The organism is Sediminibacterium sp. GW821-FHT12F12 (assembly GCF_058806635.1).
On sequence record NZ_JBXAPW010000005.1, the window covers coordinates 152,115 to 170,543 of the forward strand.

General features: G+C 45.6%; 19 protein-coding genes. 1 reads left to right on the plus strand and 18 read right to left on the minus strand.

What is annotated here, in order from left to right:
- Nucleotides 1-4: 4 nt before the first annotated feature.
- The 17 genes from AC1RNB_RS09585 to AC1RNB_RS09665 all read right to left on the minus strand — a co-directional run bounded on the left by AC1RNB_RS09585 (nt 5) and on the right by AC1RNB_RS09665 (nt 16,690).
- Nucleotides 5-1,483: an ArnT family glycosyltransferase gene (locus AC1RNB_RS09585; RefSeq protein WP_493082596.1), complete on the minus strand. Its 1,479-nt coding sequence runs from the start codon at nt 1,481-1,483 to the stop codon at nt 5-7.
- A gap of 101 nt (nt 1,484-1,584) precedes the next feature.
- Nucleotides 1,585-2,007, minus strand: a complete 423-nt coding sequence (locus AC1RNB_RS09590; protein WP_493082456.1) for a type II 3-dehydroquinate dehydratase — start codon at nt 2,005-2,007, stop codon at nt 1,585-1,587.
- Nucleotides 2,008-2,149: 142 nt separating this feature from the next.
- Nucleotides 2,150-3,259, minus strand: coding sequence for a glutamine-hydrolyzing carbamoyl-phosphate synthase small subunit (carA, locus tag AC1RNB_RS09595; RefSeq protein ID WP_493082457.1), 1,110 nt, complete (start codon nt 3,257-3,259; stop codon nt 2,150-2,152).
- Nucleotides 3,260-3,393: 134 nt separating this feature from the next.
- On the minus strand, nt 3,394-3,921 hold the full coding sequence (rplQ, locus tag AC1RNB_RS09600) for a 50S ribosomal protein L17 (RefSeq protein WP_493082458.1): 528 nt from the start codon (nt 3,919-3,921) through the stop codon (nt 3,394-3,396).
- 120 nt (nt 3,922-4,041) lie between these two features.
- Entirely contained in the window at nt 4,042-5,043 is a 1,002-nt protein-coding gene (locus AC1RNB_RS09605) for a DNA-directed RNA polymerase subunit alpha (RefSeq protein WP_493082459.1), read from the minus strand.
- 127 nt (nt 5,044-5,170) lie between these two features.
- Nucleotides 5,171-5,776, minus strand: a complete 606-nt coding sequence (rpsD, locus tag AC1RNB_RS09610) for a 30S ribosomal protein S4 (protein WP_493082460.1) — start codon at nt 5,774-5,776, stop codon at nt 5,171-5,173.
- Nucleotides 5,777-5,925: 149 nt separating this feature from the next.
- Nucleotides 5,926-6,336, minus strand: coding sequence for a 30S ribosomal protein S11 (gene rpsK / locus AC1RNB_RS09615; RefSeq protein ID WP_493082461.1), 411 nt, complete (start codon nt 6,334-6,336; stop codon nt 5,926-5,928).
- A gap of 163 nt (nt 6,337-6,499) precedes the next feature.
- Nucleotides 6,500-6,880 (minus strand): 30S ribosomal protein S13, encoded by a 381-nt coding sequence (rpsM, locus tag AC1RNB_RS09620; protein WP_493082462.1) that lies wholly within the window; start codon nt 6,878-6,880, stop codon nt 6,500-6,502.
- A 100-nt stretch (nt 6,881-6,980) separates the two neighbouring features.
- Entirely contained in the window at nt 6,981-7,097 is a 117-nt protein-coding gene (gene ykgO / locus AC1RNB_RS09625; protein WP_161819061.1) for a type B 50S ribosomal protein L36, read from the minus strand.
- A gap of 66 nt (nt 7,098-7,163) precedes the next feature.
- Nucleotides 7,164-7,382 (minus strand): translation initiation factor IF-1, encoded by a 219-nt coding sequence (gene infA, locus AC1RNB_RS09630; RefSeq protein WP_026752042.1) that lies wholly within the window; start codon nt 7,380-7,382, stop codon nt 7,164-7,166.
- 132 nt (nt 7,383-7,514) lie between these two features.
- The gene (locus AC1RNB_RS09635) at nt 7,515-10,313 is read right to left on the minus strand and encodes a TolB family protein (RefSeq protein WP_493082463.1); all 2,799 of its coding nucleotides are present in this window, start codon (nt 10,311-10,313) and stop codon (nt 7,515-7,517) included.
- A 129-nt stretch (nt 10,314-10,442) separates the two neighbouring features.
- The gene (locus AC1RNB_RS09640) at nt 10,443-11,591 is read right to left on the minus strand and encodes a redoxin domain-containing protein (RefSeq protein WP_493082464.1); all 1,149 of its coding nucleotides are present in this window, start codon (nt 11,589-11,591) and stop codon (nt 10,443-10,445) included.
- Nucleotides 11,592-11,712: 121 nt separating this feature from the next.
- Nucleotides 11,713-12,117 (minus strand): hypothetical protein, encoded by a 405-nt coding sequence (locus tag AC1RNB_RS09645; RefSeq protein WP_493082465.1) that lies wholly within the window; start codon nt 12,115-12,117, stop codon nt 11,713-11,715.
- Between the two features lie 67 nt (nt 12,118-12,184).
- Nucleotides 12,185-13,342, minus strand: coding sequence for a homogentisate 1,2-dioxygenase (locus tag AC1RNB_RS09650; RefSeq protein ID WP_493082466.1), 1,158 nt, complete (start codon nt 13,340-13,342; stop codon nt 12,185-12,187).
- Between the two features lie 275 nt (nt 13,343-13,617).
- Nucleotides 13,618-14,943 (minus strand): DEAD/DEAH box helicase, encoded by a 1,326-nt coding sequence (locus AC1RNB_RS09655; RefSeq protein WP_493082467.1) that lies wholly within the window; start codon nt 14,941-14,943, stop codon nt 13,618-13,620.
- 72 nt (nt 14,944-15,015) lie between these two features.
- Entirely contained in the window at nt 15,016-15,588 is a 573-nt protein-coding gene (locus AC1RNB_RS09660; protein WP_493082468.1) for a pentapeptide repeat-containing protein, read from the minus strand.
- A gap of 10 nt (nt 15,589-15,598) precedes the next feature.
- Complete coding sequence (locus tag AC1RNB_RS09665; RefSeq protein WP_493082469.1) at nt 15,599-16,690, minus strand: aminotransferase class I/II-fold pyridoxal phosphate-dependent enzyme; 1,092 nt, start codon at nt 16,688-16,690, stop codon at nt 15,599-15,601.
- Nucleotides 16,691-16,821: 131 nt separating this feature from the next.
- Here AC1RNB_RS09665 and AC1RNB_RS09670 point away from each other — a divergent pair, with 131 nt between their 5' ends.
- Nucleotides 16,822-17,430 carry a MiaE family protein gene (locus AC1RNB_RS09670; RefSeq protein ID WP_493082470.1) on the plus strand — a complete coding sequence of 203 codons (609 nt, stop codon included), beginning with the start codon at nt 16,822-16,824 and terminating at the stop codon, nt 17,428-17,430.
- Here AC1RNB_RS09670 and AC1RNB_RS09675 read toward each other — a convergent pair.
- Nucleotides 17,427-18,428: a GSCFA domain-containing protein gene (locus tag AC1RNB_RS09675; protein ID WP_493082471.1), complete on the minus strand. Its 1,002-nt coding sequence runs from the start codon at nt 18,426-18,428 to the stop codon at nt 17,427-17,429. The two genes, AC1RNB_RS09670 and AC1RNB_RS09675, sit on opposite strands and share 4 nt — an antisense overlap.
- Between the last annotated feature and the right edge of the window lies 1 nt (nt 18,429).

The following is an 18,429-nucleotide window of genomic DNA, read 5'->3' on the forward strand; positions in this document are numbered from 1 at the left end:
TGTATTACGGAAGGATTGGCTTGGGAACCAGCTTACAACCTTTGAGTCTGTACACGTAAAAGTATCGCACAACACCCCCACTCCTTTTTTGTTTTATTACAACCGGCGCAACAATGGTAGTAAAGTATTGCCCATAAGCTTCCGCCACATTCAGGGGAAGATTGGAAGGCACAATCGCATACGCATCATCTCCCAACTGCAGGGGTTTACGAACTTTGTTCAGCCAGGCAAATTTGTGTACATCCTGCAGACTGCCCACACTGATTACGGGTAATGCAGCAGCACGGGAGGTATATAATTCTAAATGCCCGCCGGGAAACCATTTTTGAATGAGTATGGGGGAAGCTGCTTTCATGGTTCCATTAGCCATATCAGTTTTCGACAATACGGCAAAAGAATCACTGAACGCCCTCCATCCGGAAAGATCGAGTGTAGGACAATATTCACCATAATTCTCTTTGTTATGACTGCCGAAATTGACAGGCGATAAACGAACCAGTCCCACACCCGCTATCAAAACAATCAGCAAAAGACTACCTGCTACTTTTATGAAGCCGGGAAACAGGTTAAAAGATCGTTGCTCGAGATACAATCCTCCCACAAAAAACAAAGGAATATAGGCAGGCCCGCTCCAATGCGGTAATGTCGGGTTCAAGAGAGACACTCCCCAGAATAAAAAGATCATCGGCAAACTCATACACAACAGCCAGGTGGAAGCTCTTTTGCGGTTAAACCGGATTTTTTTTCGCAACAGCGCTACCAATGAGATCAGTATGAGAATAAAAATAACAGGATTCTGGTAAACGAACTCCCCTGCTATTTCCCTGCCCAGCATATCCCATTGGATGGTGGTATGCGTTACCCTTTCTGAATGAAATCGATACGTGATAAAATCATTGACCACATTCCAGTAAACGATCGGCAATACACAGATAACTGTTACCAGCGCAGCTGTATACAAACGCCAGTTCAATAACCATTTTGGTCTTGTCAGTAACAGAAATAAACCAAATCCGGCCCACAGAAACAAGCCATGCACTTTGCAAAGTGTTGCCAACCCAATCATGAGTCCCAGCAATAACCAGATACTGGTTTTGTTTTCTTCATTTTTGATGAAGAGATGCCCCATGATATACAAAGCACCTGTCCAGAAAGGCATCTGTGGCGAATCAGGCAGAATAAACAACCCGGCAATGATGCCGGTATATACCGAGCAGTTATAGATCAACGCTGCATACCAACCCGCTTTTTCATTTGCAATCAGTTTACCGGTTTTAAAAATAAACCAGGTAGATAAAGCGGCACAGAGAATACTGCCCAACCGTAAGGAAAGATCACTCACCCAATGCAGGTTCAGGGTGGTGGCGCGTATCATCCAGCCAACCATGGGAGGATGATCAAAATGATTCCAGTCCGGCTGCAGCGCATAGGTCCAGTAATACACTTCATCATTACCGAGTTCGATCAATGAAGCGGTGATCATTTTCACAATGGAAACGATCAGAATAAGCCAAATTATTTTTCTGGAATATGATTGATTCATGCTTATAAAACGAAGAAAGCAAATACTGTGCCTCAGAAAGTTTATTTCCGGTCTATCAGCCAACGGATGGCCAATTCATAGCCTTTCATGCCCAACCCGAAAATACTACCCACAGATTTGCCAGACACGTGCGACAGGTGTCTGAAATGTTCCCTTGAATGTACGTTGCTGATATGCACTTCCACAACCGGTGCTTTGATAGCGGCAATGGCATCGCCGATGGCTACAGAAGTATGCGTATAACCGGCGGGGTTCAGTACAATGCCATCATAATCGTACCCTACTTTTTGCAGTTCGTTAATAAGCTCTCCTTCTACATTGCTCTGGTAATAATGAAAGATCACTGCAGGAAACAACTCCTCCAGTTCAGCGAGGTATTTCTCAAACGGCATATTGCCGTAGATATCTGTTTCCCTTTTACCGAGCAGGTTCAGGTTGGGGCCGTTGATGATGGCGATTTTCATGTAGCTAAGATAGAGAAAAAAACAGCGGTAAATAAGAACCGCCATTTTGCGGGAAGCCTGTAGTGTAACCTTCTGTTTCAGAAGATCCTCTCAGTTTCTCTCATCAAAATGGCGGCTGATATATGTATCTGTACTAAAACTGCTAGTTCATCTGGTCTTTGATCATCTCAACAAACCTGTCGAAGAGGTAACGGCTATCGTGCGGGCCCGGTGTACTTTCGGGGTGATATTGTACACTGAAAGCCGGTCTGTCTTTTAAACGGATACCTTCAATTGAATCATCATTCAGGTTCACGTGGGTCACTTCCACATTCGGATGCTTGCGAACTGCTTCGGGATCTACCCCAAAACCATGGTTCTGCGTGGTGATCTCACACTGACCGGTAATGATATTTTTAACCGGGTGATTCAATCCACGGTGGCCATGGTGCATTTTAAACGTGGGGATATCATTGGCCAATGCCAGTAACTGGTGTCCCAGACAGATCCCAAATACCGGTTTGTTCTCCGCCAAGATTTCTCTCAGCGTGGTTACTGCATAAGGCATAGCCGCGGGATCGCCGGGACCATTGGAGATAAAATAGCCATTTGGACTGAACTCCTTCAAGCGACTCAATGTTGTTTTGGCAGGATGTACGCGAACATGCGCCCCTCTGCTAACCAGGCACTGCAGAATATGTTCTTTCACACCAAAATCCAATACAGCTACTTTGAAAGCAGCATTTACATCACCCAGTTCATATTCCGTTGGTGTACTAACGGTGCTTGCCAGTTCCAGGCCATCCATATCAGGCACTTTGGCCAGTTCTGCTTTCAGTGCTTCCGGATCCAGGAGCTCGGTAGATATGATACAGTTCATAGCACCCTTGGTACGGATATGCGCTACCAAGGCCCTCGTATCCACGCCTTCAATGGCTACTATATTGTTTCTTTTCAGGTATTCATTCAGGTCGCCCTCATCGGCCATTAAACGGCTGAACTGCTCTTCCAGGTTACGGGCTATCAAACCGCGGATTTTCACCGAACTGCTTTCCACATCTGATTTACGCACCCCGTAATTACCCACATGTACATTGTTCATAATCAGGATCTGGCCGGTATAACTGGGGTCGGTAAATACTTCCTGGTAACCTGTCATGCCGGTATTAAAACAGATCTCACCGGTGGCGGTTCCTGTTTTTCCGAAAGACTGTCCGTAAAATACGTGTCCATCTGCTAATAATAAGATGGCGGGTTGTTGGCTTGGGGTCATGGGTATGTCTGTTTACGATTACAAAAAAAATGCATCCTGCGTAATATTCCGGATATATTTTCTCACACCGGCACACAAGAAAAAAGGCAAAACCGAAAACGATTTTGCCTTTTATATCAAAAAATTGTTATCACTTATTCAGCTGCTTTTTCTTCAGTAGAAGGGGCGGCTTCTTCAGTAGCGGCAGGTGCTTCAGCCTGGGCTGCAGCTTCTGCTTTCTTAGGAGCACGTCCACGACGGGTTTTCTTAGCTGGTTCTGCTGCTTTATCCACAGCTTTACCGTAGATCTCGTTAAAGTCTACCAGTTCAATCATGGCTTTTTCAGCGTTATCACCCGGACGGATACCGAGTTTCAGGATCCTTGTATAACCACCGGGACGGCTGGCTACTTTTGGACCTACTACTGTAAACAGTTCTTTTACAGCGGCTTTATCCTGCAGTTCTGCAAATACCAGGCGGTGATTGTGACTGATCTGCAAAGCAGACTCGTTCTTTTTGGTTTTGGTGATCAATGGCTCAACATATGCTCTCAGGGCTTTGGCTTTGGCCAAAGTGGTAACGATACGTTTGTGTGTGATCAGCTGGCTGGCCAGGTTCTGCAATAAAGCAACGCGGTGTGCTTTTTTGCGGCCTAAATTGTTGATTTTGTCTCCGTGACGCATGACTTTTTGTTTTTAATCTTGTACCGTGTCAGGAATTACAAGATGTGAGTGAATAGCTATGAGCTTTGAGCTGTGGGCTATGAGCTTTGGACTCGCAGCTCACGGCTCATGGCTCGCGGCTTAGTTATCTAAATTGTCTAATCCTAATTTATTCAGATCCATACCGAAGCTCAGACCTCTTTCAGTTAACACCTGCTCAATTTCAGAGAGTGATTTCTGACCGAAGTTTCTGAATTTCATCAGGTCTTCCTGCTCGTACTGAACCAGTTCGCTCAGGCTGTTGATCTTAGCTGCTTTTAAGCAGTTGAAAGCACGTACGGACAGATCGAGATCTTCCAGTGGTGTTTTCAATACTTTGCGCAGTTGCAGTACATGCTCATCCACCACATCTTCTTTCTTATCTTCCTTGTTATCGAAAGTGATGTTTTCATCGGTAATGATCATCAGGTGCTGGATCAGGATACGGGAAGCCTGTTTAACCGCATCTTCCGGATGGATGGTTCCATCGGTAGCTACTTCCAGGATCAGTTTCTCGTAGTCTGTTCTTTGCTCCACACGATAGTTCTCAATGGCGTATTTCACGTTCTTGATCGGTGTGTGGATAGAATCTATGGCGATATATCCGAAGATAGCATCTTTGATCTTGTTCTCTTCAGCCGGTACATAACCGCGGCCTTTGGAGATGGTCAGTTCAATGTCCAGCTTAGAAGTGGTATCCATGGTACAGATAACCAGTTCCGGGTTCATTACCTGGAAGTTCTGGGATAATTCCCCGATCATTCCGGCAGTGAATTCAGTACGTCCTTTGATGGATAAAGTGATCTTTTCATTTACCACGTCATGTTCAACGTGCTTTTTGAAACGCACCTGCTTCAGGTTCAGGATGATCTCGGTAACGTCTTCTGTTACACCTTTGATGGTGGCAAACTCATGGTCTACTCCCTCTATCTTGATACCGATCAGTGCATACCCTTCTAAAGAACTTAATAACACTCTGCGTAAAGCATTTCCGATGGTAAGACCAAAACCTGGCTCCAACGGACGGAATTCGAATTGACCTTCGAAATCATTTGCTTTTTGTAAAACGATCTTATCGGGCTTCTGAAAGCTTAATATGGCCATATTAAAACTTGTTTTTACTGGTTTGTCTTTGCACCCACATGAGGCGAAAAGGAAAATATATGAACCGTGAGTCGTGAGACGTGAATCGTGAGTTTTGTTCTCACGATTCACGATTCACGTTTCACGCTTATTTAGAGTACAACTCGACGATCAGCTGCTCCTTGATATTCTCAGGAACACTTTCTCGCTCTGGGTAAGTGATGAACACACCCTTTTTCTCAGCTTCATTCCAGTCTAACCAACTGAACTTAGGGTTTTTACCGCGGTTCTTGCTGGTTACAGATGAGTTATCAGCACTTTTGGGTTTGTACGCAATGATATCACCTGGCTTACACTGGTAAGAAGGGATATTCATGGTTTCACCGTTTACAGTGATATGCTTGTGGTTAACCAGCTGACGGGCTTCCGGACGGCTGGCAGTTAAACCCAGACGGTAGATAGTGTTGTCTAGACGGGCTTCCAGTAATTTGATCAGGTTTTCACCGGTAACACCTTTCAGACGCTGCGCTTCTTCAAAGGTCTTGCGGAACTGGCGCTCTAATACACCGTAAGTGTACTTGGCTTTCTGTTTTTCACGCAACTGTAATGCGTATTCACCTAAGGTTTTACGCTTACGCGCTGCACCATGCTGGCCGGGAGGGTTGCTGTTCTTACCCAGCCATTTGCCATTACCCAAAATGGGTTCACCGAAGATTCTGGAAATTTTGGTCTTGGGACCTGTGTAACGTGCCATTTGTTTTGTTTTGCGATTTTTTAATGACGATATCTTATCATAAAAATCTAAAATCGATAAGATACCCTTTATAGTTAAAAGTTAATAGTTAGGAGTTAAAAGTTGCGGTCATTAAGACTATTCACTTTTAACTTCTGACTTTTCACTCATTATACCCTACGCTGCTTGGGAGGACGACAACCGTTGTGTGGTAAAGGTGTTACGTCTTTGATAGAAGTAACTTCTACACCTGATTGTGCGATAGAACGGATAGCACCTTCGCGGCCTGATCCGGGTCCTTTTACAAATACATCCACTCTTTTCAAACCAGCTTCCAGTGCTACTTTGGCAGCATCGGCAGCGGCCATCTGGGCGGCATAAGGAGTATTCTTTTTAGAACCCTTGAAGCCCATTTTACCTGCACTGCTCCAACTGATAACCTGGCCGGCCTTATTGGTAAAACTGATAATAATGTTGTTGAAAGTGGCAGAAATACGAACCTCACCGGTTGCATCTACTTTAACGATTCTTTTCTTGGCAACAGCTTTTGCACTGTTTTGCGCTTTTTGTGGTTTAGCCATGTTTCTTTTTTGAGGTAATCTTTAACAATAAAAAATCCCGTAAGCCGGGAACCGGGGAACTCTCCTGTCTGATGGTTATCAAACGATCCAAGTGCCGGATTTTATATAAATAGTAATTAGTAGTTAGTAATTAAATTGCTGATTACTAACTACTAATTATTAATTACTTCTTAGCTACTTTCTTCTTACCGGCAACCGTTTTACGCTTACCTTTTCTGGTACGGCTGTTGGTTTTGGTACGCTGTCCGCGAACAGGTAATCCTTTACGGTGACGGAGACCACGGTAGCAGGCGATATCCAGTAAGCGTTTGATGCTCATGGAAACCTCACTACGCAAAGCACCTTCTACCTTAAACTCATTGTTGATGATGTTACGGATAGCAGTCTGCTCATCGTCATTCCACTGGTTTACTTTTTTGTCAAAGTCAATACCAGCCTGGGTAAGAATATACTGTGCAGTGGAACGGCCAATACCAAAAATATAGGTCAGACCAATTTCTCCTCTTTTATTTTTTGGTAAATCAATACCGGCAATACGAGCCATATTTTGTGTTTAATTTGAAAATTTGAAAATTTAAAGATTCGAAAATGGTGACTTAGGAATTTGAAAATCATTTTCAAATTACCCCATTTTCAAATTGCTTTTACCCCTGGCGCTGCTTAAAGCGAGGGTTCTTCTTGTTGATCACGAATAATTTTCCTTTCCTTTTCACGATCTTGCAATCAACGCTGCGTTTTTTAATGGAAGCTCTAACTTTCATTGTTTGTTTTTTTATCTCGTTCCTGCTTCTGCTTTCGGCGTTCTGCCGGCTGCATTCAGCGTTAAATTATTTATACCTGAAAATGATCCTTCCCCTGCTCAAATCATACGGACTCATCTCCACCCCCACTTTATCACCCGGCAGAATACGGATATAGTGCATTCTCATTTTTCCGGAGATGGTGGCCAGTATCTCATGTCCATTTTCCAATTTTACCCGGAACATAGCATTACTCAGGGCTTCCAGAATTACGCCATCTTGTTTGATCAGTGGTTGTTTCGACATACAATTTTTGGGGCTGCAAAGATATTACAATGCAACCGGAATAAGAAAAATTAGTGGAAAAAAATCTCAAAAATGTGGAAAAACCTTCCCTATTTTCCCGTAAAAGGGGCAAAGGTACCAAAAAACGGGCAATCAGAACAGGTTTACCGGCAATACCAGCTCCCATACATTGGGCCGGGTAATCCCCCGGAACTCATTGTTAAGCAGGCGGCTATACCTGACCCCGAAGGTAACGGGCTGCTGGTTCCACCAACGGGTATCGAAAAACAGCTCGGTACCCAGTGTCTGGAACGGGTAATTGGTGGCCAGCCGTAAACTGCGGCCGATGCCATAATCGAAAAACAGGTTGGATCTTACCCGGAGCAGGTACACCAGGTTGCCAAAGCCCTTGTCGGGATAGGCCCAGGTAAAGTGATAATTGACCCCGATCTTCCACATCCTGGGGAAATCTACTGCAGAATAGCCCCTCGCAAAGGGAAAATTATTAGCAAACAGGTATTGCTGAAGGGTATCCCGGCTATGAAAAGCCGCCGTTATCACCAGGGAATGATCATTGCTGATGCCCGGCAAAAACAGGGATCCCGTGGCAAGGAATTGGTAGGCAGAGTAGTTGTTAACGAGATTCCGGTACTGTAAAACAAGGCTCTGGCCCAGGTGAGGATAGATCTGCTGTGCCGTTTTCTGGATCTGCCCCGAATAAGCGATCCGGGTTTGCAGATAGGGGAAACTGCGGTTGGTCAGTAGTTTTTGGGCCAATCCGGTCCAGTTAACCTTTTCCAGGTGATAGGTGGCGGTGAGGGTAAGGTTTCTGTACTGTTTGCCACCCGTCAGGTTCAGTGGCAGCCGTAACCCGGCATAACCCACCAACTCATTCCAGTTCACCACAGTGTCTTTATTCAATGCCCCCGACCGCTGCCAGGTATTGCTTAGTCCGAAAACAGGCTGCAGAAAACTGCCTCCATAGGCTCCGTTATAACCCAGTTTGTGGCTGCCTTCGTTTTCATTATAGGTATAGGCGATCTCTGATTGTAAGGTATTGAGCACATTTTCGCCATAGAGGGTCAGCGAATATTCCGGCTGCTCGTAAAATGGCCGGAAACTATGCAGGTTTAGTAAACGGGTGGATTTCAGGTATTTGCTTACAGGAAATGTGCCGGCTGATAATGCCGACAGCATCGTCCGATCCGAATCGGAGTAAAGCCCGGACAGGTAACGTTCGGTCAGTTCATCCCGCCATTCTACCCGCTCCCACCGCGGCCGTAACAGTCCCAGGCGATATCCTTCGGCCGTAAAAGCTGCGCTTACGAGATTTCCATCGGTTCGCAAAACGCCCTGGTATAAGCCTGTTGCGTAGGAAGCAAGTCGATAGGGTCCCCGTTTCTCTTTTCCATCTATAAAAGCCCATAATTCATCGCGGCCCTGGTAGGTGGTGGTGAACAAAACCGTATCCGACTGCACCGTAACATAACCAATGAGCCGGTTGGCGGGTGCCAACAGTGTATCAACCGGATTTGATTTGCCGGATCCGTATTTCACTAACGACATCTCACCTGCCTGATTTCTTTCTGCTACATAAAAAAAACGGTCATCGGCACTGAAGCGGGGCGTAGAATAAACGATACCGGATCGGGTAAATGAGTCCAGCAGGTTCCCCTCCATATCCATATGTACCAGTTTTGAATTACCGGTCACATCCATCTCAACAGCCAGTAACCGTTTCCCATCGTTTGATTGGGCAGGAGAAAAATAGCGGCTGCGGCGAAGCAGGGTCTTCTCCTTCCCGGTTAACACATCCAACTCTCTGATAGATTGGTATTCGCGGTTACCATAGCGTGCATCCGGTTGGTAAGCCGCGTATACGATCTTGCCATTCTGGTAAGTAAAATACGTATCGGCAGAAATATCCTTTAGGGCAATTCGTTTTTCTTTCCCATCCGCAGTCACTGTATAAAATGCCGGTATGAAACGGTTGCCTGTTTTGAGTACGATGATAGCACCATCAGTTGCTGCCTGCGGATACAGGTAATTGACCACCTGGTGCGGAGCAGTTGGTGTAAGCCAGTTCACCTGGTCGCTGCCAGGTGTTTGCCATTGCTGCCGGTAGTATTGCAGTGCCTCATTTACAAATTGTGCATAGGAAATGCCGGTATGTTTTTTCACTGCTCCCTGGAAGGGATAAAACAATGATCTGAACCGGGCCGCATCATCTGTTATTTTACGCCAGATATTATCTCCGTATTGTTTTCTTCCATATGCTACCAGCAGATACCCCAGTTCATAATGATTGGGAACATAATCGCGCAAAGAGCCATTGCGCAGCTTCATGAAATCGTAAGGTTTATTGGCCAGCCACAGCGATTGATAACTGCTCAGAAATAAAGGAAGACGCCCCCTTCCCTGCCCCGTATATCTTGTTTCATTATAAACAGCATCCCCTTCAAAAAACCAATCCGGCACAGAGAGCGCATTGGCCAGCAGTTGTCCCTGTTCACCCAACAGCCAGGTAGCAACCCGTGATAGCCCTTTGTTGAAATTATTGTATTGCTGCACATGCCGGTATTCATGTACGGCCAGGTTATCGAGCCAGTTGGCGGCACCTAATGTAAACGCGTTTTGCGGGGCTGTGGTATAGAACTCACTACGGAAGGGGGCCAACCCTACATAGGCATTGGAAAGTACTGTCTGGTTCTGGAGAACGATATTTACTTTGCGGAAATCTGTTCCGAGATTGCTTGCCTGCCGTCTCTGCAACCAGTGTACCACCTGTGTTACCCTTTGCGCCTGCTGTTCCCATCCTTTCGGAAAAATCACGCGAACGGTATCCGTATTTACCTGCTGCCATTTTACAGAGGCAGGGTTACCACCGAATGATTGTGCCGCTGCCTGCATGCAGCTAAAAAGGGCAACAAGGATATAACCAAGACACTTCATGATCCTCCATAGAATTTGATGAAAGTTACTTAAACAAGCTATACAAAAAACCGTGCCTCAATGCCTTTGTGTGGAATATATTTTCTCACAAAGGCATTGAGGCACGGCATAAAAGATGGAGAGTTGTTTTTATGGCTTCAGAATCTCTCCTAATTTTTGCTGCAGCTGTTCCCCGCTCAGGTTTTTGGCAATGATCTTGCCCTGCGGATCGAGTAACAGGTTCTGCGGGATAGCCTGGATGCCGTATTGCTGGGCCACTTCATTCTGCCAGAATTTCAAATCAGATACATGTGTCCAGGTAAGGTTATCATCGTGTATGGCTTTGATCCATTTGTCTTTGGCGTTGGGCTGATCGAGACTGACACCGAGTATATGAAACCCTTTCTCTTTGTATGCCTGATAGGCTTTCACTATATTCGGATTTTCTCTTCTGCAGGGACCGCACCAGCTGGCCCAGAAATCTACCAGTAAATATTTACCTCTGAATGAAGACAACTTAACTGGTATTCCCAGGGTATCGTTCTGTGTAAAGTCCATGGCTTCTCTGCCCACGCTTGTCTTTTTGGCAATCGCGATCTGCTCGCTCAGTAATTTGGCAGCCGGTGCATTTCTGGCAGCAACGGGAAGTTGATTGAACAGGGGCTCTACCTCGTCTACCTGAATATCCCATCCCGCAAACTGCGAGATGGCGTACACCGCAACCGGTGACTGCAGGTGGTTGGTAACAAAGTCGCGGTACACGAGTTTACTTTCTTTATCAAGCGCATCCATTTTATCTTCTGCGGCTTTACGCGCAGATTCATCTTTGGCGGCAGCTGCTTTGCTGTATTCAGCACTCAGTGCCCGCATCCGCGTATTGAACGGTTTCAGTGCCTCCGTTAATTTTGCATAATCGTCGTTAGCTTTGGAACCCGTAACTTTCACATTACTGAAAGAATCAACAGAAATAACGTCAATTTTATCCGCACTCAGAAACAGAGAAATAAAATCCCTTGTTCCTGCAAATTTAACGGGCTTCCCTTCCGCATCGGGTGCATATCTGACCCGAAGGGATGCCGCTGTGGGCTCTGCCAGTTTACCGGAGAATGTATACACACCCTCTGCCGGCACTACACTATCCGTGATATTCTTATCACCTGCCCTGTAAGAAAGAAACACTTTCTGCACCGGCAGGGAGATATTGGTAAACCTTCCTTTTACGCTGAACGGTTTTTCTGTCTGGGCAGCACCTGAAATAGCTACACTGATTAATACGAAAAAGAAACTCCTTCTAAGCATGTTGATTCATTTTTAATTATTATCCTACAAATTTAATAGACTTTTTGATATCCCTGTCAAATATTCCCCAATATAAAAAACCCGCCGGAAGCGGGTTTTAAAAAAGTATCAACGGTACTGGTTACATCGGTTCATCGGTAAGATGGATCTTGGTCATATCCAGATATTGGTTCTGCAACTGGTGCACATAGTGTACATCCGGGTGATGCCTGCGGTCTTCGCGGTACCACATTTCGATACTGCTGAAATCTCCGGCTTTGGGAATCACGATCCGGAAAGAACCTTTCCCGTACTTTACAGATCCATCCTCATTTTCCTGCTTGTGAAAACCCAGTTTCAGTAAGGCTTCGTCAGTCAGTTCAATCGGATGCAGGTGATCGGTCTCAAACCAGAACTCCTGCACATCGGTTTGTACACAAACCTGTTTTTCGTCTCCGTTTAACCGGACAACTTCTCCATCCCACATTTTTCCTTCATATTCTGCCTTCAGATAGTCGCCGATTCTGATGTCGCTGAATTTAATCATATGGCAATGTTTTTAGGAGTAGAAGATAAGATTTATTTGGAGAAGAACCAAGTTCTATCCTCCTTCTCTACTCGGCCCAGCTCATGGTATACCCGGGGTTCTCGATTTCCAGTGCTTCGATTGTCAGCTGCAGTGGATGAAAAGTATCTACCATTACCGCCAGTTCCTGCGTCTCTTTTTTACCGATGCTTTTTTCTACGGCTCCGGGGTGTGGCCCATGCGGGATACCGGCCGGATGCAGGGTAATCATACCGCGGGTAACATGTTTCCGGCTCATAAAATCGCCGGCCACATAATACAGTACCTCATCACTATCAATATTGCTGTGGTTATAAGGCGCGGGAATGGCATCGGGGTGGTAATCATAGAGCCTTGGACAAAAACTACAGACCACAAAATTATTTGCTTCAAAAGTCTGATGCACCGGTGGTGGCTGGTGCACGCGGCCTGTGATGGGTTCAAAATCGTGGATACTGAAGGCATAGGGATAACAACAGCCATCCCAGCCTACCACATCAAAAGGATGATGGGCGTAATGCAGCCCATACAGGATCCCCTTCTTTTTGGTTTTGATCAGAAAATCACCTTCCGCATCTATGGTCTGCAGGTTTTGCGGGGTACGGATATCACGCTCGCAGAAAGGGGCATGTTCGAGCAACTGGCCGTATTTGCTTACATAACGTTTGGGGTAACGGATGGGACTGAAACTTTCTACAATAAACAAACGGTTGGTGGCATCTGTAAAATGGATCTGGTAAATCGTGCCGCGTGGAATAACGAGATAATCTCCGTAGCCAAAACGTAGTTCCCCGTATTGGGTAATCAGTTTGCCGGATCCTTCGTGTACAAAGATCATTTCATCGGCATCTGCATTTTTGTAGAAATAATCTTTCATACTTTCCTGCGGGGCAGCCAGTACAATATGGCAATCGTTATTCACCAACACTGCTTTGCGGCTTTGTAAAAAATCTTTCCAGGGTTTGATCCGGAATCCTTCGAAACTGCGGTGCTTCAGCATTTTCTCTTCCGCTATCCGGGGCATCATGTTCACCGGCTCATCTGTATGAATGATCTGTGTGGGAGGCCAGGTATGGTAGAGCAGTGAATAATCATTACTGAATCCTTCAGTAGAAAATAACTGTTCCGAATACAAAGTTCCGTCAGGCTTGCGGAACTGGGTATGACGTTTGTGCGGAATGGTTCCGAGTGTATGGTAATGAGGCATGCGTTAATTAAAAATTAAAAATTAAAAATGGAAGCAGTAGACGTAAAGCGGATATCGGTCTATTTCGATAATTGGAGGGAGAGCATGAGGAAATAGTATTTCCAGATGCGTTTATCGATCCAGTAGGTGAAGTTTCTGTGGTAAGGCATAACAATGGTATGTGTTAAAGCTACAAAACTTCCGGGAGTTTTCTATAGATACTAATAACCGTTCCCTTGTGCTTCGGCATAAAAAAATAACCACACCAAGGCACAAGCGAACGGTTATTTTTTCAGCTAGCGGGCTACGACTATTCTGTACTTTGTTCCCTTGATCTTTTCGTTCTGCACCAGGGGGAGTAAGGTTTTTACCTTGTGCTTTTTCACGGCAACGAATGCGTTGCGGTCTTTGACGATGATCAGGCCGATCTCATCTTTTTCCAGTCTGCCTTTCTGGGTAAAGAATCCGACAATATCCACCTTGTTCAACTTGTCTTTTTTGCCGCCATTGATATAGATGGTTACCCATTCTGCCGGCTTTGGTAAAGCGCCCTGCTGCGGCACAGCCATCTCTTCTGGTTTTTGACGGATATAATAGGGCATGGGTTCTTCTCTGTGCATCAGCAAATAAGCGGTACCGGTAGCATCCATTCGGGCGGTACGGCCATTGCGGTGTGTAAATTCAGATTCAGTAGAAGGCAGGTGGTAATGGATCACGTGTTTGATCTCGGGTATATCCAGTCCTCGGGCTGCCAGATCTGTTGCCACCAGAAATTTTACACTACCGTTGCGAAACTGGATCAATGTCTGCTCCCGCTGCATCTGTTCCATGCCTCCATGAAAAGAAGCACATTCAATGCCTTTCTCTTTCAGAAGAGAAGCCGTACGTTCCACCGCATCGCGGTGGTTGCAGAAAATCAGGGCGGGTTCTGAAGAGATAAAAGACAATAATTGCACCAGCCGGTCTACCTTATCTTTCTCTTCAGAGATTACCAGTTTCAGTTCCAACGAAGCGGTTTCGGGTTGTTCAGAGATATAATCCAGTACGGTCAGGTCTTCTGCCACAGCTGCAAAAGCGGGAATGGCCACAGCGGCCGTGGCAGATACCAGTATTTTTTTGTCTAGTTTGGGCAGAGAGGAAAAGATATAAGACATTTCTTCTTCAAAACCCAGTGCCAGTGATTTATCAAACTCATCCAGTACCAGTATCGTCAGAGCTTCACGCGAGAAGGTTGCACGTTTAATATGGTCGGCAATACGGCCGGGTGTTCCAATCAGTAAAGCCGGTGGTTCGGCCAGGTTCTGGATCTCGGTAGGCATATCGTGTCCGCCATAACAGCAGCTGACTTTATAACCCGTACCCATTTTCTTCCACACCTGTTCTATCTGAATAGCCAGTTCTCGCGAGGGTGTAAGCACCAGGCATTGCACCCGTTTTTCTTCCGGTTTCAGTTGTTGCATTACCGGCAACAGAAAGGCCAGTGTTTTACCCGAACCGGTGGCAGAAAGCAATAGCACTTCTTTTTGAGAAAGGATGGCAGCCACAGCCGATTCCTGCATGGGATTGAGAGAAGAGATGCCCAGGCGGGTGATGACTTGTTCGATGGTTTCTGTTGATTGCATCTGCAAAAGTAATGCCTCTGCAGCAAAATCCCCGTGCAGGGCAGAATCGTAGCTAAGGGCAGTTTTGTGCGATCAGTCTATATCCAGGTCATACCGATCGAGAAAACCGGCAAGTCCGGCACTGGAAACCTTTGTTTTTTTGAGGGTATTCCTGGCGGGGTCAATGGAATAATGAAAACTGCTTCGGAGATCCGTTTTATCGAGGATAGCATGTTCAAAAATGGCCCTTACAAGGTCGCAATGCTCAAATACCGCAGCACTCAGGTCCGTTTCTGTAAAATCAGCTTCTTTCAGGCTGCAGTAACTGAAAAGTGTTTTCTTCATTTTCAGTTGAAAGAAAGAAGAAAAATCAAGCTGGCAATGGTCAAAGTTAACAGAGAAAAGAACCGAATCGCAGTCTTCAAAATGCAGTCCCATGAGTTTACACTCCTTGAACTGCGCTCCATTCAGCGAAGTTTTCTGCAGTTTGGCCATGGCCAGGTTACAACCCGTGAAACTGCATTCGGTAAAATGGTAGCCAGACAGATCTGCATACGACAGATCACAATCCACAAAACGGCAATATTCATAATCTCCCTGCTGCAAAGGCTTCTCTGCAAAAATGATCTTGTCAAACAGTTTATCTTCTATATAAGGTCTTTCCATTTATATAGGTTTATCGGTTCAGTGCATTGATTAACCGGGTTACTTCTTCTATGGTATTAAATGCGTGTAATACAATCCTCAATCTTTCTTTGCCCCTGGGTACCGTAGGATATAAAATGGCCCGTACATCCAATTGCCGTTCCTGCAAATCAGCTGCCACTTTTTTCACAGCTTCATTTCCCGGGATCACCACCACCTGAATAGGTGTAACAGAAGGCAATTTCTCAAAGCGTAGCCGGGCCGATTGAAAATGCCGGATCAACTGCTGTAAATGTTCCCTTTCAGCCAGCATAGCCGGAAAGGTTTCATAACTTTCTTTGATCAGCGACACACTATGTTCGGGCAGGGAAGTGGAATAGACCAGGCTCCTTGCAAAATTGATCAGATAATCGCGCAAAGCAGTTGATCCCAATACCACCGATCCATGACAGCCACAGGCTTTCCCGAATGTGTGTACACGGGCAAATACCGCTTGCTGTAGTTGCAGGTGTTGCACCAGGCCTTCTCCCCTGTTACCGATTACGCCGGTAGCATGGGCTTCATCAATGATCAGATGGGCTTTATATTTCTGGCTTATAGAAACCAGCTCTTCCAAAGGACAAAAATCGCCATCCATACTAAAAACCGATTCGGTTACAATGAAGACAGTGCCTGTAGCATGTTCCAGTTTCTTGCGCAGATCATCCATATCATTATGCGCGAAGGAAAATGCTGCGGCAAAAGATAACCGGATCCCATCGCGGATAGAAGCATGTGATAACTGGTCGTACAGAATCGTATCCCCTTTCTGCGGCACAGCAGAAAGCAGGCCGAGGTTAGCATCGTAGCCAGAATTAAATAACAGTGCCGCTGCTGCCTGGTGAAAAGCTGTCAGTTCTTGTTCGGTTGCTTCTATCAACGGATAATTGCCCGACAACAGCCGCGACCCGGTAGATCCCGAACGCAGGTGAGGCAGTTTCGTGTTCAGTAATCCATTTGTAACGATTCCGAGGTAATCATTGGAACAGAAATCAACCTTCTCCTCCGGCAAACGCAGTTGCCGGAAAGCCTGGTTTTCTCTCCGCTCATTCAGTTTCTTCTGTAGAAAATCATCCGGGTACATATGTCAAAACTAAAGGATTGTAGCAGATATTTGTATGGTGAATGGGCAATGGTGAATTGTTAGTAACATTTCTCTCAAAAAACATTCACTCATTCACTCATCCACTCATTCACTCATCCACTCATTCACTCATGGAATATTCCCAACATACCAAAAACATCTTAGGCTTACAACTGCCAACTGATCCCCGCTGGGTAGACCTGGCCAATATTTCGCTGGAAGCCATCCTCACCGATCATGCTTATTGTGAGCAGAAAGCGGCAACTACCTGTATCACGCTGATACAACGGTATTCCGATAAGGAAAAACTGGTGGCAGAACTGGCACCCATCGTAACGGAAGAATGGGGGCATTTCAGGCTGGTACTCAACGAGCTCAAAAAAAGAGGGCTCTCACTCGGTAAACAAAGAAAAGATGAGTATGTAAATAAACTGATCGAATTCCAAAAAAAAGGTGGCCGACCCGAAGAACGTTTACTGGATCATTTACTGACCATGGCCCTGATTGAAGCCCGTAGCTGTGAGCGTTTTAAAAGATTGAGCGAAGGTTTACCCGATGCCTATATGCGTAAGTTTTACCGCCGCTTTATGGAAAGCGAAGCCGGTCATTATACCCTGTTTATAGAACTGGCAGAAACCTATCTCGATAAGAAACTGGTCAGAAAAAGATGGAAGGAATGGCTGGTATATGAAACAGGCATTATGAAAGACCTGGAAATAAGGGGAGACCGGATACATTAATCCGCAGAACCCGTGAAATAAGCCAGTTCCCTGGTAAGATCAAGGAATGGATATTTTTCCTGTAATAATAGTGCTTTGCGGGCACTGGCCGCCAGAAACAGCTGGTGCTGTTGGGTAGCAGGATTAAACGGTTTGTGCTGAAAAGCCAGGTTCAGTTCTGCAATTTCCTTCATTAGCTGAATCGTGTCTTCGTTCATACAGGCATCTGTGAATTTCTCCCATACATATTGTGTAGCATGGTAATTGGGATGCACCAGGTCTTCTGCATAAAACCGGTAATCTCGCAGGTCATCGATCACCAGTTCGTAGGCGGGGAAATAATAGAGCTGCCCGAAATCTTCCACCAGTTCATGTACAGCCTGTATCAGTACCGCTTTGCTACGATTATTCTCTACCACGCCTTCACGTAAATGTCTTACTGGACTGATAGTAAAGATGATCTGGAGTTGTGGATTAAAAGCAAGCAACCTGCTTATCATATTACCCAGTAATACTTTGGCTTCTGCAGCAGACAGTAATCTTTTCTGAAACCAATTGGCGGGTGCTTTATGGTTATTGGCCGCTACCGAAGCGGGTATTGCCTGGGGTGCTGCTTCTGTTAATGTATATAACCACGCAGAACCCAGTGTAATCATCAGGTGATCGGTATGTTTCAGGTATTGATGCGCCTCCGTGATGGCGGTATTGATCTTCTGCAGGCAGTCAGTAGTAGTAATACCCGAAAACCGGCTATGGTGTTTCCAGCTATGCCAGGTTTCATTGTGAAAAAAAATATCGGCTTCTGTAAAAACGGGTTGGGTAAGATAGCTGTCGATGGCCTCGGCCACACTTACCGGGTTAAAAAGGATGCCGTTCGGATTTTCCAGTACTTCGAATTTATGCCTGCGGAGTTTCTCGCCGATATTCTCTGTAAAACAGGAACCCATCAGCATCAGTTTTTGCGGATGTTGTATGCGTTTGGGCGCACGTTTGATATCAAATTCGAGATGAAATTTCATA